Raw genomic sequence first — 16,025 nt, 5'->3', positions numbered from 1 at the left:
TTATAAAATAATTCCAGATGCATTAAAGATATGAAATATAATTTAATAACCGATTAAGAGCCCGCTTAAATTTTCCGACAAAACAATGTTGTAGGAAAATTTAGACAGAATATTTGAGTATATTGTATTTCCCTTTGTGTCAAAATTTCTAATAAATAAGTAAAAACGAAACTTTTTGCCATTAAAAATAATTTTATTGCGCTTTTTGTTATTTATTTTCTGTTATTTCTTGCAATTATCAAATTATTTGTTTTAAATTTGCGTCAAAATAAAAGATATAGCCTCTATTTCTTGCGTTTTTATTACTAATGAGCAGTTGAAAAGTAAAAAGTCAGAAGCGAAAAGGGAATAAAGGCTTGCTTTATGCAAAAATGGGATCGTAATTTGAATTATTTACTACTATAAATTATTAAGAAAATGAATGCGCAAAACGTACTGAGTGAATTGAAAAGACGTTTCCCGAATGAACCTGAATATCATCAGGCTGTGGAAGAAGTATTGTCAACTATCGAGGATGCCTACAATGAACATCCTGAGTTTGACCGTTACAATCTTATCGAAAGATTGTGTATTCCTGATCGTATTTTTTCGTTTCGTGTAACTTGGTTGGACGATAAGGGAAAGGTACAAACCAATATGGGATATCGTGTACAGCATAATAATGCAATCGGACCGTACAAAGGGGGGATTCGTTTCCATTCATCCGTAAACTTGTCTATCCTTAAATTCCTTGCGTTCGAACAGACTTTTAAAAACTCTTTGACGACATTGCCTATGGGTGGTGGTAAAGGAGGTTCGGACTTTAACCCGAAAGGAAAATCCGATACGGAAATCATGCGTTTTTGTCAGGCTTTTGTTACTGAATTGTGGCGTCATATCGGACCGGAAACTGATGTTCCTGCCGGTGATATCGGAGTAGGTGGACGTGAGGTCGGTTATATGTATGGTATGTATAAAAAACTGGCTCGTGAAAATACAGGGACTTTTACCGGTAAAGGACTTGAATTCGGAGGTTCTTTGATTCGTCCTGAGGCTACCGGTTATGGAAATGTATATTTCCTTCTTGAAATGTTGAAGACCCGAAACATCGATATTAAAGGTAAAGTCGTTACGGTATCGGGATCGGGAAATGTAGCTCAATATACAGTAGAAAAATTGATCAGTCTCGGAGCTAAAGTTGTCACCATGTCTGACAGTAACGGTTACATTTATGATCCTGATGGTATTGATGAAGCCAAATTGAAGTATATCTTTGAATTGAAAAATCTGTATCGCGGACGTATAAAGGAATATGCAGAACAGTATGGTTGCAAATATGTAGAAGGCGGTCGTCCTTGGGGAGAAAAATGCGACATCGCCATGCCGAGTGCTACTCAGAACGAATTGGATGGAGATGATGCTCGTGCTTTGCTTGCAAATGGATGTTTTGCCGTGTCGGAAGGTGCGAACATGCCTTCGACTCCTGAGGCTATCGATGAATTCTTGAAAGCGAAGATTCTTTATGCTCCGGGTAAAGCGGCTAATGCCGGAGGTGTTTCTGTTAGTGGTCTCGAAATGACTCAGAACTCTATCAAATTAAACTGGACGGCAGAAGAAGTCGATGCTCGTTTGAAACAGATTATGTTTGACATCCATACTCAATGTGTACGTTATGGAAAACAAGAGGATGGTACTGTTAACTATGTCAAGGGTGCTAATGTTGCCGGATTTATGAAAGTTGCAAAAGCAATGATGGCACAAGGCGTGTTGTAGTGGAGTTTTCTAAATCATACGATAAAAAGTAAGGCGGATATTTTATCCGCCTTACTTTTTATCGTATGATTTAGAACCTTTTAAGTTTTGTACTTAAAAGGTTCTTGAAATAATCTTTTATCTGTATTCTTTCCAACTTTTGATTTCTATGTCTTCCATTCCTATGTTACAGAATGCTTCTATAAATGCACTTGCCAGACGGGCATTTGTCAGTAACGGAATATTGTGATCTATCGAAGCACGGCGTATCTTGTAACCGTTGGTCAGTTCCCGTTTAGTATGATTTTTAGGGATATTGATGACCAATTCGAATTTATGTTCCGAGATCATGTCCATGACGTTGTTTTCTTTATTTTCATCCGGCCATGAGACAACTTGCACATTCTTTACGCCATTGTCTTTTAGAAATTTTTGTGTTCCGGCTGTGGCATATAAATCATACCCTTTTTGATCGAGTAGTCGGCAAGCTTCCAATAAATCGACTTTAGATTTTGCCGATCCTGAAGAGACCATTACACTCTTTTTGGGAATGTTATATCCTACTGCAATCATAGAAGTCAAAAGAGCTTCATTGAAATCTTCTCCGATACATCCGACTTCTCCGGTAGACGCCATATCCACACCTAACACAGGATCGGCATTCTGTAACCGGGCGAAGGAGAATTGTGAGGCTTTGACACCGATGCAATCAACATCGAAAGCCGATTTATCGGGCTGTGAATACGGAGCATCGAGCATAATGCGGGTTGCCGTTTCTATAAAGTTGCGCTTCAATACTTTAGAAACGAACGGGAAACTTCGGGATGCCCGCAAGTTACATTCGATAACTTTCACTTCATTATTCTTAGCGAGATACTGGATGTTGAAAGGACCGCTGATATTCAGTTCTTTTGCTATCTGCCGGCTGATTTTCTTTATACGGCGGGCAGTCTCAAAGTAGATTTTCTGAGCCGGGAATACCAAAGTAGCATCTCCTGAATGTACTCCTGCAAACTCGACATGTTCAGAGATGGCATACTCCACAACTTCTCCGTTTTTGGCTACGGCATCGAATTCTATCTCTTTGGCATTCTGCAAAAATTGAGAAACTACAACGGGATATTCTTTTGATACGTGAGCGGCAAGATCGAGGAAGTTTCTCAAACCTTCTTTATCATAGCAAACATTCATGGCCGCTCCGGAAAGTACATACGACGGGCGTACCAATACCGGGAATCCTACTTTTTCGATAAAAGCATCGATTTCGTCCATACTGGTGAGCTCTTTCCATGCCGGTTGGTCTATACCCAATTGATCGAGCATGCTGGAAAATTTGTGACGGTTTTCTGCACGGTCGATAGAGACCGGAGATGTTCCGAGAATAGGTACTTGCTGACGATGTAACTTCATTGCCAGATTGTTCGGAATTTGTCCGCCTACCGATACGATAACCCCTTTAGGAGATTCCAAGTCGATCACATCGAGTACCCGTTCATAAGTCAGCTCATCGAAATAAAGCCGGTCGCACATGTCGTAGTCTGTCGATACGGTTTCAGGATTGTAGTTGATCATTATCGATTTATATCCTAATTTACGAGCTGTTTGCACGGCATTTACCGAACACCAGTCGAATTCTACCGAGCTACCTATGCGATATGCTCCTGATCCGAGCACGACAACCGATTTGTCGTTTTTGTAATAAGGAATGTCATGATCGCTTCCATCGTATGTCAAATACAAGTAGTTGGTCAATTCGGGATGTTCTGACGCAACCGTGTTAATCCGTTTTACCGAAGGAAGTATTCCTAATTTCTTCCGATAATTGCGGGTACGGATATTTTCAGCTTCCATATTCCCTTGTGGGTTTTCTACAAAACGGGCAATCTGGAAATCGGAGAATCCGAGACGTTTTGCTTCGAGCATTACGTCTGCAGGAATATCTTCTATATGATCGTATGTCTGAAGTTTTAATTTATAGTCGTGGATATTTTTCAGTTTACCGAGAAACCATGGGTCTATTTTTGTCAGATCATGTATTTTCTCGATCGTATAACCTTTGTCGAATGCTTCGGCAATGGCGAAGATACGCATATCGGTCGGGTGGGAGAGTTCTTCTGCCAGGTTGTCGAATTTCAGGTCGCTGTTTCCTACAAAACCGTGCATTCCCTGTCCGATCATTCTTAAACCTTTTTGAATGATCTCTTCAAAACTTTTACCGATAGACATGATTTCTCCTACCGATTTCATGCTCGATCCGATCAGTCGGGATACTCCGGCGAATTTGTTCAAATCCCAGCGGGGAATTTTACAGATATAGTAGTCGAGACTCGGTGCTACGTATGCCGAATTGGGAGTTCCCATTTCTCCGATTTGATCTAAAGAATAACCCAGAGCGAGTTTTGCAGCGACGAATGCTAAAGGATAACCGGTCGCTTTTGAGGCTAAAGCTGAAGAACGGCTCAACCGAGCATTGACTTCGATTACCCGATAATCATCTGTTTCTGAATTGAAGGCGTACTGTATATTGCATTCTCCTACGATACCCAGATGGCGGATTGTTTTTTTAGAAAGTTCTTGTAACAGAGCCAGTTCTTTTTCGTCAAGAGAACAAGTCGGTGCTACAACGATGCTTTCACCGGTATGTATGCCCAGCGGATCGAAGTTTTCCATACTCGCAACGGTAAAACAGTGATCGTTTTTGTCTCGGATAACCTCGAATTCAATTTCTTTCCATCCTTTCAGGGATTCTTCTACTAAAATCTGGTTTGAATAGGAGAATGCGTTTTCGGCAAGTTCTTTTAATTCTTTCTCGTTATAGCAGAAACCACTACCCATACCGCCTAAAGCGTATGCCGAACGTATGATCAGAGGATATCCGATCGATTCGGCTGCTTTGAAAGCATCTTCCATAGATTCTACAGCGATGCTTTTCGGTGTTTTTACTCCGATTTCATTTAGCTTTTTAACAAATAAATCCCGGTCTTCGGTATTCATTATCGCCTCTACCGAAGTACCTAATACTTTTACATTGTATTTATCCAGAATTCCTTTGTTATATAGTTCTGTACCACAATTCAGTGCTGTTTGACCGCCAAATGCGAGAAGAATGCCGTCGGGTTGTTCCTTTTTAAAAATTTCTTCTACGAAATAAGGGGTTACAGGTAAGAAATATACTTGATCGGCAATCCCTTCCGACGTTTGTATTGTCGCGATGTTAGGATTAATAAGGACTGTCTTGATTCCTTCTTCTTTTAATGCTTTTAATGCTTGAGATCCGGAATAGTCAAATTCTCCCGCTTGTCCGATTTTTAAAGCGCCGGATCCTAATACCAGTACTTTTTTAATAGATTTCTGCATAAATGGATATTATTTAAATTCTTGTTGTCCGATCAAAAAAAATGCGTTAGCAATAAAGCCAACGCATTATATAATAAAAATTTTAAGTTCATTGTCTACGAAAAACGGGAAATTGCTGTCGGGATTCGACATGCTTGAATGCGGTATGCCACTATTCAGATAAATATTAATTATCATATCTTTCCTGTTTTTCAAAATCTCGGCAAAGATAACAGCTTTTAATCAGAATGTCAAATTTTCACTTCTTTTTTTATTTTACTCGAATAGGTTGTCCCAATCGCAATATCTTATTTTTACTGATACCGTTCAATCGGCATAATGTATTTACTGTTGTACGGTATTTGACGGCAATAGAAGAGAGCGTATCTCCTTTTTTCACTCTGTAAGTGACATATTTGCTTCCGTTATTTCCACTTTTCGATGCTGCAGTGCGTGCCGAATAAACGTTCTTTACGGATGTTTTTGCTCTGAATACATAAGTATCGGTATGGGGAACTTGATTGACAAAATCGAAAATTTCGTTCGGATTTATATCCAGACCTAAAAAGCGCGTTTCAAAATGGAGGTGGGGACCTGTTGATCTTCCGGTGTTGCCTCCTAATGCAATAGGATCACCTACTTTGACAATTTGATTGGGGCGAACCAATATTTTTGAAAGGTGCCCGTAAATTGTTTCCAATCCGTTCGGATGTCTTAATAAGACATAGTAGCCGTATCCTCTGGCTTCATATTTCGTGATTCTTACTTTTCCTGAAAATGCGGCTCTTACGGTATCTCCTACCTGAAGTTTCAAATCCACTCCTCTGTGCATTCTGCGCCAGCGAGGACCGTAATCAGAGGTTTTGTATCCCGGAACTGGCATGCAATAGTTAGAGACGTCGATTGAAAACGAGTCGGGAAGTTGCACAGTCGATTTGTAAGGATTTACCCATTCTGTATTCCAGTTGTCTCCGTAAAGATCAAGAGCGGGGTATTCGTTATATTCCTGTTCCAGCCTTTTTTTTAGAGCGGCCGAATCCACCACATTCATAATGCGGGGAATTACTTTGTTGTAGGCGATAAGGTCTTCTTGAATGGAGGTATGTTTTTTAGTGGCCGGCTTTGTGGTTTGCGCTGAAACTAAACCAAAGGGGATCACTGTGAATAAGCCTGTAATAATAAATTGTTTTAATCCAATCAATTTCATTCCGATGATTTTTTGTCTTACTTTTCCGGATTTCCCGGAACATGGATAATGTAAATGTGGATATCGTAATCGATACGCTATGTGCCCAGATTTAGGCTCACATTTTCAAAGGTAATGATTTTGTCCGGAAAAAGGATTTTCTGATTAACATCTTTTACGGTAGTGAGGAGAAAAACAGAACTTTATTTATTGGTAATTATTTGTTTTTTAGGTGTTTATTTCAAAATATGTTTTGCAACATGTTTGAACAATTTAAGAAATAAAGATTTGGACAGGCTTTTAACTGATCAGACTCCAATTGATTTTCTTTGTGAATATTTTTTGTAATTGGCGGTTCAGGACATAGTTTTCTGTCAGAGATAATTCAGGATCTTTATCTAAAATTTCATTAGCAATATCACGAGCTAATTGCAATATTTGTCCGTCTTTAGCGATGTTTGCGATTTTTAAGTCAAAAGCGATACCGCTTTGTTGAGTACCTTCCATATCACCTGGACCTCGCAATTGCAGATCGGCTTCCGATATTTCGAAACCGTCGTTCGTGCGTACCATGATTTCGAGTCGTTTTCGTGTTTCTTGGGAGAGCTTGTGCGAAGTCATCAAGATACAATAGGATTGATCTGCTCCCCGTCCTACACGTCCTCGTAATTGGTGCAATTGCGATAATCCGAAACGTTCGGCATTTTCTATGATCATTACCGAGGCATTCGGAACATTTACACCTACTTCGATTACAGTAGTCGCCACCATAATGTGGGCTTCTCCTGAAACAAATTTCTGCATTTCAGCATCTTTCTCAGCCGGTTTCATTTTGCCATGTACCATACAAACTTTAAACTCGGGAAAGACCTCTTGTATATGTTTAAATCCGTCTTCCAGATTTTTCAAATCCGAACGTTCACTTTCTTGTATAAGCGGATATACGATATAAATCTGTCGGCCCATTTCGATCTGTTTGCGAATAGATGCATATAGAGCTCCTCGTTTATTATCGTATTGGTGTATGGTCTGTATCGGCTTCCTTCCCGGAGGAAGTTCGTCGATTACCGAAACGTCCAGATCTCCGTAAACGGTCATTGCCAATGTTCGGGGAATGGGTGTTGCCGTCATTACCAGTATGTGGGGAGGCCGGTTATTCTTTTTCCACAGTCGTGCACGTTGTTCTACTCCGAAACGGTGCTGTTCGTCGATGACTACTAATCCCAGATTCGAAAAGAGTACGGTATCTTCGATCAGTGCATGTGTGCCGATAATCAGATTTACATCTCCGGTCAGTAATCCTTCATGAATGCGTTCTCTCTCTCTCTTTCGTGTCGATCCGGTCAGCAATTCTACATGAATGCCGATCGGGGCAACCAATTCGCTGATCGATTCGTAATGCTGAGATGCCAGTATTTCGGTGGGAGCCATGAGGCATGCTTGAAATCCGTTATCGACAGCCATCAGCATACTCATTAAGGCCACCAAAGTTTTTCCGCTTCCGACGTCCCCTTGTAACAAGCGATTCATCTGTTTTCCGCTTCCGACATCTGCACGAATTTCCCGTAATACTCTTTTTTGAGCGTTTGTCAGCTCAAAAGGCAGACATTGGTGATAAAAATTGTTGAAATAGTTTCCGATATGGTCGAACCGAAAACCGCCCAGTTTTTTTTGTCTTTGTCGGGTAAAACGGAGTATATTCAGTTGCAGGTAGAACAGTTCTTCGAATTTGAGTCTGAATTGTGCTCTTCTCAATAGATCGGGAGATTGCGGGAAATGTATATTTTGTATGGCTTCGGTCAGATAGATGACTTGGGAACGGGCGATAACCTGTGCCGGTAGTGTTTCGGGAAGAGGGCCATTAATACTTTTCCAAAGATTATATATGATTTTTTGTATAGCCTTCGAATTGAGAAAATGACTTTTCATCTTCTCTGTCGTGCTATAATAAGCTTGTAATCCCGGAGCTTTATCGATAATATCGTCGATCGGATCGATTTCGGGGTGAGCGATATTGAATTTGCTGCCAAACCGGGTCGGTTTCCCGAACAGAGTGTATTCTACACCCGGTTTGTATTTCTCGATAATGAATTTTATTCCTTTAAACCATACCAGTTCGATAATGCCTGTTCCGTCCGAAAAACGGGCGATAAGTCGACGACCTTTGCCTTCGCCTTGTGTTTCGAAATTCAAGATCTCTCCCCGTAGTTGTATATAGGGCATATTTCCGTCTATTTCCTTGATTTTATAGGTACGGCTGCGGTCTATATATTTGTAAGGGAAATAGTATAAAAGGTCTTCGAAGCTGAATATTTTCAGCTCTTTATTGAGCAGTTCCGCTTTTTTCGGACCTACTCCCGGTAGAAATTTTATGTCGCGGGTCGATAAATCAGACATGAGATAATAACATTTCTGCCAATAACAAATCTTTCGGGGTTGTAATTTTTATGTTTTCCGTATTTCCTTTTATCAACTTGACCTCTTTGCCTGTAGCCTCGACGACTGATGCGTCGTCGGTGAAGCAATCGCAGAACGGTTGGCTGTATGCTTCTTTCAAAAGTGCGGTTTTGAACACTTGGGGAGTTTGTACACTTCGGTATAAATTTCTCGGGACAGATTTGCTTTTTCCGTTCGGGGTCAACTCTCGTAGAGAATCGGTTACTTCAATGACCGGAATTACTGCACCTGACCGTTTCGCTTCTTCGAATGCATTGTCGATTACCTCTTCGGAGACTAATGGACGTACACCGTCGTGCACGGCTACCAGCCCGTTATCAGGCAAAGTATCGAGTCCGTTTTTTACTGAATGAAAACGGGTCGGTCCTCCTGTAACGACTCTGTGTTTAAGGGTAAATCGATATTGAAGACATAAGTCGTTCCAATAATTTTGGAATTCTTCGGGTAACACCAAGATGATTTCTATTTCAGGATCATATCTATAAAAAGCTTCGAGGGTGTGCATCAGTACCGGATGACCTGAGATCGGGCGGAATTGTTTGGGAATTTCTCCACCCATTCTCAATCCTTTTCCTCCGGCCACAATAATAACGTATTTAGGAAGTTGAATACAATTGTCGGTTTGCATTTTTCCGGTTTTTTGCATTTACCGGCAAACTTACATAAAAATAACGAAAAACATGTTGTGGTGAGTTGTTTTGTAGAAAATATAATTTTTATCGGGAATTTCAGATAGTTTTTTAGGGGATAAAATGTTAAAACTGTATCCGGTTATAGCTTATTAACACCTGTTTTTCAAACTTTCTTTTATAAGTATTGTTATGGAATCATAATCGTTTCTAATTAATAAATTTAAATGGAAAGTAATATGAAAAAAATGATTTCTGTACTATTGGTACTATTCGTATTATTTTTATCAACATCGTGTCAGAAAGACCCCGATATGTCTAAATTGGATGACAATTTCATGGTCTATACCGATTATGATAAAAAAGAAAATTTCAGTGAGTTTTCAACGTATTATATTCCGGACAGTATTTTGCTTATCTCGGACAGTAAAGAGGCAAAATATTGGAAAGATGACAATGCGTTGAATATTATCGACACTTATGTGAAAAACATGGATGAAAGAGGCTACACAAGGGTCGAGGAAAAAGAAGATGCCGATTTGGGTATTCAGGTAAGTTATGTAGAGGATTCGTACTATTTTACGGGTTATAGCAACCCCTATTGGTGGTGGGATTATCCCGGTTACTGGTATCCTGGTTATTGGGGTGGCTACTGGGGTGGCGGCTGGTACTATCCGTATAGTGTTGTATATAGTTATAATGTGGGCTCTATGCTTGCCGAATTGGTAAATTTGAGTGCACCGACCGGGCAAAAAGAAAAACTTCCTGTTTTGTGGAGTGCGTATATGACCGGTTTGCTTTCCGGCTCTAACCGTTTTAATGCGCAACTTGCTATCACGGCTGTAAATCAAGCTTATGTCCAATCTCCTTATTTGAAAAAATAAAATTACAGACAAGATGAAAACAATAAAAAATATAGGATTGAAACTCGCTGTTATAATGGCGGTTTTCATGGCTGTTCCTGCGGTAGGACAAGCTCAGGTGAAAAAAGGTTATGCGAATGTCGACTGGCAATTCAACGTACCGCTAAGTAATAAATTTGCAAGCACTGCCAGTGGTTGGGGGATGAACTTTGAAGGCGGTTATTTTATCACCGATAATATTGGAGTAGGTCTTTTCTTGGCTTACAGTACGAATAATGAATATTTTGGGCAGAGAACACTGAATATTTCCGAAACAGCAGCAATGACCACAGATCAGCAGCACTCGTTGTTCCAATTGCCTTTCGGAGCGTCTTTCCGTTATCGTTTTGTTCCCGAAAGTCAGTTCATTCCTTATTTGTCATTGAAATTAGGTCCTGAATATAGTGAGATGTCATCATATTATAATGTATATAAATCTCATGATTATGATTGGGGATTCTATATTTCTCCTGAAGTAGGTATTACGATGTATCCTACTCAGGACAAGTCGGTGGGTTTCCATGTAGCATTATATTATAGTTATGCTACCAATAAAGGAAATGTCCTTACTTATTCGCTCGACGGATTAAATAACTTCGGATTCCGTCTCGGCTTGGCATTCTAAACTATATACTATTTCAAAAAAGGGTCATCGGGCAGATTGTCTGATGGCCTTTTTTATGTTATGACATATTCATGTAAAAATTATTCTGATAGAAAAATCCGTAATTTGGTTAATAGAATCGAAGATTTATCTACAAATCTGTAATAGAAGAGCTATTATTTTTGTACCGAATAAAAACATTAAGCAAGAAAATGAAAAAAATATTGATTCTTTCATCGAGTCCGCGTCGTGGCGGCAACTCCGACACTTTGTGTGATGAATTTTTACGAGGAGCTATAGAATCCGGTAATGAAGCAGAAAAGATCTTTCTTCGGGACAAAAATATTAATTACTGTACGGGATGTAGCGTGTGCAGTATGTATGGCAAACCTTGTCCTCAGAAAGATGATATGTCTGAAATTATAGAGAAAATGCTTGCTGCGGATGTGATTGTTATGGCTACTCCGGTATATTTTTATACGATGTCGGCACAAATGAAGACCCTTATCGATCGTTGCTGTGCACGTTATACAGAGATAAAAAATAAAGATTTCTTTTTTATTATAACGGCGGCAGAAGACGATAAAGAAAAAATGTTACGCACGGTCGATACTTTTCAAGGTTTTCTCGATTGTTTAGAGAATCCGGTGATAAAAGGAACTGTATTCGGTTTGGGAGTATGGAATATTGGCGAAATTAAGGGTAATGCTGCTATGCAAGAGGCATACGAAATGGGTAAAAATGTGTGATTCTATAAAATAGGATAGGATGAATAGAAAATTATGTTTTTTGATATTTTTAATGTTGCTAATTATGAATACGCTTAGTGCTTAAAAAAATGATAAGACTTTTATCGTCAGTGATAAGGTAGAAGTTGAGAGTGTTCGATATAAAAATCGTTTCGGAATTACAGTCGCTGCAGATATGTATGTGCCGAAAGACTTTGACAAATCTGAAAAATACCCGGCAATTGTCATAGGAACACCTTATGGTGGAGTGAAGGAACAAGGTGCAGGTATTTATGCTATGGTACTTGCCGAACGAGGATTTATAACTTTGGCTTTTGATGAGTCTTATAATGGAGAAAGCAGCGGTGAACCTCGCCATATTTCTTCTCCGGATATTTTTGTCGAGGATTTTAGTGCTGCGGTCGATTTTATCGGTACACGATCATTTGTTGACCGAAATCGTATCGGCGCGATCGGGCTTTGCGGGGGTGGAGGCTTTGCAGTTACGGCGGCTCGGGTAGATAAACGTATTAAAGCCGTTGCTACAGCAAGTATGTATGATATTAGTCGTGCAGATCATTACGGATGGAAAGATTCTATGACGAAGGTTGAATATGATCGGATGCTCGAACGTCTCAGTGAACAACGTTGGAAAGATTTTGAGGCCGGAGAACCTGAGTATAATCCGTCATTTCCGGTCGAGACTGCGACAGAGATACCTGCAGGACTCGATTCGATAGGTGCTGAGTTTTGGGAATACTATGCTCTTAAACGAGGGCATCATCCTCGTGCTCGGGGAGGTTTTTCCGAAACGAGTCATTTATCGTTTATTAATTTCCCTCTGATGAACTATATCCAGACCATATCTCCTCGTCCTTTACTTTTTATTATAGGAGAGAATGCGCATTCGCGTTATTTCAGTGAAGATGCTTATGAGAGGGCTGCTGAACCGAAAGAGCTTTATATCGTACCGGGTGCGCGCCATATCGACCTCTATGATCGTGTCGATATGATTCCTTTTGACAAATTGGAGACATTCTTTAAAGAAAGTTTAAAATGAAAGTTGATGTTAAGAAGCTTGTCTGAGTTTTATTCGAGTCAGGTTTGAGAGATTCTTTTGAGTTTGTTTTGGGGGATTACGAGGTTGATAGCAAGTCATTTGACGAATGAGATATATCGCTTATTGGAAGATTGAGACAGTACATAAAAAATAAAAAGTAAGAAACATACATATTATTAGAACTATGAAACAGATATTTTTTGTGGTTATATTGGTTATGACTGTGCATTATATCTCTTTTGCACAAACCGACGCAAATAACTTTTACAAAAGTGATAAAGTGAAAATAGAAAAGGTTTCTTTCCTTAATCAATATAAAATGAAAATAGGAGGAAATCTGTTTCTCCCCGAAAAAATGGAGACTGGGGAAAAATATCCTGCCATTATTGTCGGTCACCCGATGGGTGCAGTTAAAGAACAGAGTGCCAATCTTTATGCAGTGAAAATGGCTGAACGTGGATTTGTAACCTTATCTATAGATCTTCTGTTTTGGGGAGAGAGTGAAGGTTTGCCTCGTAATGCCGTGTCTCCTGATATGTATTCAGAGACTTTTAGTGCTGCGGTTGATTTTCTCGGGTCGAGAAAATTTGTTGACCGTGAGAGAATCGGGGTTATTGGAATTTGCGGTAGTGGAAGCTTTGCTATTAGTGCTGCGAAAATTGATCCGAGATTGAAAGCGATAGTAACGATAAGTATGTATGATATGGGAGCTGCTAATCGTAATGGGTTGAAACATACCGTAACACTTGAACAACGGCGGCAAATTCTTGCTGAGGCGGCGGAACAGCGTTATGTCGAATTTGTAGGCGGCAAAACCAAATATACCAGTGGTACAGTGCATGAGTTGGATGCAAATTCAACTCCTATTGAGCGAGAATTTTATGATTTTTACCGTACTTCACGTGGCGAATATACACCCAAAGGAGTGACTCCGCTTACGACGACACATCCTACTCTTACCAGTAATGTAAAATTTATGAATTTCTATCCATTTAACGATATAGAAACCATTTCCCCGCGTCCTTTGCTTTTTATTACCGGAGAGAATGCCCATTCTCGGGAGTTTAGTGAAGATGCTTATAAACGAGCTGCTGAGCCAAAAGAATTGTATGTTGTCCCTGGTGCGGGTCATGTAGATTTGTATGACCGTACAAGTTTGATCCCTTTTGATAAATTGGAAGTATTTTTTAAGGAAAACCTGAAATAATCACGTGATGTTTGATGAAATAGTAAAAAATAATTTGCAGAATAAAGTTACCATCCGGAGTTCGAATGATTCTTCCGAATGGTAACTAAGTCTAAATTTTATCAGGCTCTTAATTTATAAAGTTACTTTCCGATTTTACCGATCGGATTTTCTATTGCTCCTGCGGCACATTTATTGTCGCTATAAGGTCTTGTTTTTTGTAGTTGATCGACATATACACCCACTTCTTTCAAATATTGTGCATTCCCGGCTTTTAGTGCTTGAGAATTGTCTTTTAAAGGAATACATTTTAGTTTTTGTATGCACTCGATCGGATTTTCCACAAGACCGCATGATATGCCGTTCGGGGTATAATTCATTTGGCTTTCGGTGGCAAAGCCGTCGCTTAATTTATTGCTGGATTCTGATCCTATAAATGAATTTTTGATAATCAGTTCATTTCCGTTGACATCATTATATTGTATGGACAGGTCAGAAGGGCGTTCTCCTTTTTCGGTATTGCCTTCCAAAATGCAGTTATAGATGCGTTTGGTCATATTTACAGCTCTATTGTTGATGCGTACCCCTCCGCCGGATTGGGAGTCATTACCTACGATAGTGCAGTTGATAAGGTCGAATGTGCTTGTCGTCTCGGGAACTTGGTCGAGCATGATAGCTCCACCGGACATGGCTTTGTTTCCGTACATGGTCGTATTGATAAAGGTTACTTTATCTGTGCCCGAAGGTTGGCTGTTATCTACAATGCATACTCCACCCTGATATTTCAGGCATTGATTATTGTAAATGAGGCAGTTCTCAACCCGGAGATTTAAATTTTTATCTTTTACGAGATGTTTCAGACTGAATGCCGCACCATTCGTATCTACTTTATAGTTTCTGATAACCGAGTTGCGGAATACGATGTCATTGAAGTCTCCTTGTGTAGTAGTTTTTAGCACTCCGCCTTCTGATCCTGCATATATGCTGGCATCAGTTCCTTCAAAAGAACAACCGTCGGCAAGTAATGTTCCGTTACTGAAAAAGATATCACTACCTTCTTTGTTCAGATTACCTTTAAATATACATTTGTTAAGGGTCAACTTAGAGTCCGGATGATTTCCTTCGTAGTAAATAGCGCCTCCTCGAGTAGTACCGTTATTCTGTTTATAGTTGCGATTGTCTATGAAAGCACAGTTGTCGAATGTGATTTTACCTTCCCGGATATAAGCACCTCCACCTTTATCTCCGCAAGGATCGCCGTTTTTTATAGTAAGGTTCTTGACAGTTAATCCGTCGTATACACCATCTAAGCGAAGGCAGCCTGTTCCGTTTCCGGAATTTGATTTTCCGTCAAATCCGCAGGTTTCTCGATTATCTCCTGTAATAGTCAACGCCTTGTTGGGAAATTTTACTCCTTGGTTACCTTTCAGGTTGTAGCATCCGTTTCCGTATTGATCAGAAGTCGGCTCTTTAGAAATATCGATAAATCCCGATACTTTGATTTCGTCGCCTTTATCTGCAAGCGATAAAGCTTTTGAGAGGGTTTTTACGGCAGTAGCAGGAGTTGTACCGTCATTTTTGTCTTTCCCATTAGATGATAGATAGATTTCTTTGGCAGAAGCCGTAGTAATGAGACAGCATAAGAGTAAAGAGGCTGCCTGTTTGAATGTACATGTTTTCATAAGTATATTTATTAGAAATAATAGTTCGGAAATAACTGTCGGTTAACATTATTGCAAATATGTGATGAGACGATTATTAGATCAATTATATTTTAATTAATTGGGGATTAATAATCGTGGAGAAGAAATAAGTGTAAAATTAGGTAGGTAATTATGCGACTATTTTTTAAGAACGGAGTTAAGAGCCTGTCGTCTGAATTTTACCCGAATCAGGTTTTGGGTTTCTTTAAACAGGCTCTAAATGAAAGAAAGCTCAACGGAAATTTTTATTGTTTCTGTTTAGGTTGCATGAATGAAACCAGCCATAACAGAACGATAGCTCCGATTACGGATGTGATAAAGCTACCGATCGAGCCGACGGGAATAAGACCGAAAAGCCCGAACAACCAACCTCCGAGCAAACCGCCGATAATGCCGACTACCAAATTAACAACCAATCCGAAACCTCCGCCTCTCATAATTTTTCCGGCGACCCATCCTGCGAGAATACCGATCAATATGTACCATAAAAAACTCATGACAAT

At 39.7% G+C, this 16,025-nt stretch carries 12 protein-coding genes; 6 read left to right on the top strand and 6 right to left on the bottom strand.

The genetic code is table 11. From position 1 onward, the window contains the following. The first annotated feature begins 417 nt into the window (after nucleotides 1–417). Nucleotides 418–1,752: an NADP-specific glutamate dehydrogenase gene (locus AC0UMU_RS04250; protein ID WP_009317819.1), complete on the top strand. Its 1,335-nt coding sequence runs from the start codon at nucleotides 418–420 to the stop codon at nucleotides 1,750–1,752. A 117-nt stretch (nucleotides 1,753–1,869) separates the two neighbouring features. Here the strand turns inward: AC0UMU_RS04250 and carB are convergent, their stop codons facing one another. The 4 genes from carB to AC0UMU_RS04230 all read right to left on the bottom strand — a co-directional run bounded on the left by carB (nucleotide 1,870) and on the right by AC0UMU_RS04230 (nucleotide 9,338). Beyond that, the gene (carB, locus tag AC0UMU_RS04245; protein ID WP_009317818.1) at nucleotides 1,870–5,088 is read right to left on the bottom strand and encodes a carbamoyl-phosphate synthase (glutamine-hydrolyzing) large subunit; all 3,219 of its coding nucleotides are present in this window, start codon (nucleotides 5,086–5,088) and stop codon (nucleotides 1,870–1,872) included. 250 nt (nucleotides 5,089–5,338) lie between these two features. Next, nucleotides 5,339–6,274, bottom strand: coding sequence for a M23 family metallopeptidase (locus AC0UMU_RS04240; RefSeq protein ID WP_122337950.1), 936 nt, complete (start codon nucleotides 6,272–6,274; stop codon nucleotides 5,339–5,341). 279 nt (nucleotides 6,275–6,553) lie between these two features. Further along, nucleotides 6,554–8,650: an ATP-dependent DNA helicase RecG gene (gene recG / locus AC0UMU_RS04235; protein ID WP_278716467.1), complete on the bottom strand. Its 2,097-nt coding sequence runs from the start codon at nucleotides 8,648–8,650 to the stop codon at nucleotides 6,554–6,556. Continuing rightward, a complete protein-coding gene (locus tag AC0UMU_RS04230; protein ID WP_278716466.1) occupies nucleotides 8,643–9,338 on the bottom strand; it encodes a 2-C-methyl-D-erythritol 4-phosphate cytidylyltransferase in 696 nt (231 codons plus the stop codon). Before AC0UMU_RS04230 ends, recG begins: the two co-directional genes overlap by 8 nt. A gap of 240 nt (nucleotides 9,339–9,578) precedes the next feature. Between AC0UMU_RS04230 and AC0UMU_RS04225 the strand changes: the two genes are divergently transcribed. From AC0UMU_RS04225 to AC0UMU_RS04205, 5 genes are all read left to right on the top strand, one after another. Beyond that, a complete protein-coding gene (locus AC0UMU_RS04225) occupies nucleotides 9,579–10,223 on the top strand; it encodes a DUF4136 domain-containing protein (RefSeq protein WP_278716463.1) in 645 nt (214 codons plus the stop codon). Between the two features lie 13 nt (nucleotides 10,224–10,236). Beyond that, entirely contained in the window at nucleotides 10,237–10,866 is a 630-nt protein-coding gene (locus AC0UMU_RS04220) for an outer membrane beta-barrel protein (protein ID WP_009317813.1), read from the top strand. Between the two features lie 191 nt (nucleotides 10,867–11,057). Continuing rightward, the gene (locus tag AC0UMU_RS04215; RefSeq protein WP_278716460.1) at nucleotides 11,058–11,594 is read left to right on the top strand and encodes a flavodoxin family protein; all 537 of its coding nucleotides are present in this window, start codon (nucleotides 11,058–11,060) and stop codon (nucleotides 11,592–11,594) included. Between the two features lie 103 nt (nucleotides 11,595–11,697). Beyond that, the gene (locus AC0UMU_RS04210; protein WP_472300387.1) at nucleotides 11,698–12,633 is read left to right on the top strand and encodes an alpha/beta hydrolase; all 936 of its coding nucleotides are present in this window, start codon (nucleotides 11,698–11,700) and stop codon (nucleotides 12,631–12,633) included. 184 nt (nucleotides 12,634–12,817) lie between these two features. Continuing rightward, nucleotides 12,818–13,840 (top strand): alpha/beta hydrolase, encoded by a 1,023-nt coding sequence (locus AC0UMU_RS04205; RefSeq protein ID WP_473979872.1) that lies wholly within the window; start codon nucleotides 12,818–12,820, stop codon nucleotides 13,838–13,840. A gap of 122 nt (nucleotides 13,841–13,962) precedes the next feature. Here AC0UMU_RS04205 and AC0UMU_RS04200 read toward each other — a convergent pair whose 3' ends face one another. Together AC0UMU_RS04200 and AC0UMU_RS04195 are read right to left on the bottom strand one after the other, a co-directional pair. Further along, the gene (locus AC0UMU_RS04200) at nucleotides 13,963–15,501 is read right to left on the bottom strand and encodes a hypothetical protein (RefSeq protein ID WP_278716455.1); all 1,539 of its coding nucleotides are present in this window, start codon (nucleotides 15,499–15,501) and stop codon (nucleotides 13,963–13,965) included. A gap of 266 nt (nucleotides 15,502–15,767) precedes the next feature. Further along, nucleotides 15,768–16,019: a GlsB/YeaQ/YmgE family stress response membrane protein gene (locus tag AC0UMU_RS04195; RefSeq protein WP_009317809.1), complete on the bottom strand. Its 252-nt coding sequence runs from the start codon at nucleotides 16,017–16,019 to the stop codon at nucleotides 15,768–15,770. Between the last annotated feature and the right edge of the window lie 6 nt (nucleotides 16,020–16,025).

This window comes from Coprobacter fastidiosus, from assembly GCF_982245605.1.
Note: the sequence above shows the minus strand (reverse complement) of the source record. Positions and strands in the feature narration are given on the sequence as shown.

What these genes read in the sequence shown, in the direction of transcription:
- AC0UMU_RS04195 (WP_009317809.1), bottom strand. Translation starts at nt 16,019, where the DNA reads ATGAGTTTTTTATGGTACATATTGATCGGTATTCTCGCAGGATGGGTC.
- AC0UMU_RS04205 (WP_473979872.1), top strand. Translation starts at nt 12,818, where the DNA reads ATGAAACAGATATTTTTTGTGGTTATATTGGTTATGACTGTGCATTAT.
- AC0UMU_RS04240 (WP_122337950.1), bottom strand. Translation starts at nt 6,274, where the DNA reads ATGAAATTGATTGGATTAAAACAATTTATTATTACAGGCTTATTCACA.
- recG (WP_278716467.1), bottom strand. Translation starts at nt 8,650, where the DNA reads ATGTCTGATTTATCGACCCGCGACATAAAATTTCTACCGGGAGTAGGT.
- AC0UMU_RS04250 (WP_009317819.1), top strand. Translation starts at nt 418, where the DNA reads ATGAATGCGCAAAACGTACTGAGTGAATTGAAAAGACGTTTCCCGAAT.
- carB (WP_009317818.1), bottom strand. Translation starts at nt 5,088, where the DNA reads ATGCAGAAATCTATTAAAAAAGTACTGGTATTAGGATCCGGCGCTTTA.
- AC0UMU_RS04220 (WP_009317813.1), top strand. Translation starts at nt 10,237, where the DNA reads ATGAAAACAATAAAAAATATAGGATTGAAACTCGCTGTTATAATGGCG.
- AC0UMU_RS04230 (WP_278716466.1), bottom strand. Translation starts at nt 9,338, where the DNA reads ATGCAAACCGACAATTGTATTCAACTTCCTAAATACGTTATTATTGTG.
- AC0UMU_RS04200 (WP_278716455.1), bottom strand. Translation starts at nt 15,501, where the DNA reads ATGAAAACATGTACATTCAAACAGGCAGCCTCTTTACTCTTATGCTGT.
- AC0UMU_RS04215 (WP_278716460.1), top strand. Translation starts at nt 11,058, where the DNA reads ATGAAAAAAATATTGATTCTTTCATCGAGTCCGCGTCGTGGCGGCAAC.
- AC0UMU_RS04225 (WP_278716463.1), top strand. Translation starts at nt 9,579, where the DNA reads ATGAAAAAAATGATTTCTGTACTATTGGTACTATTCGTATTATTTTTA.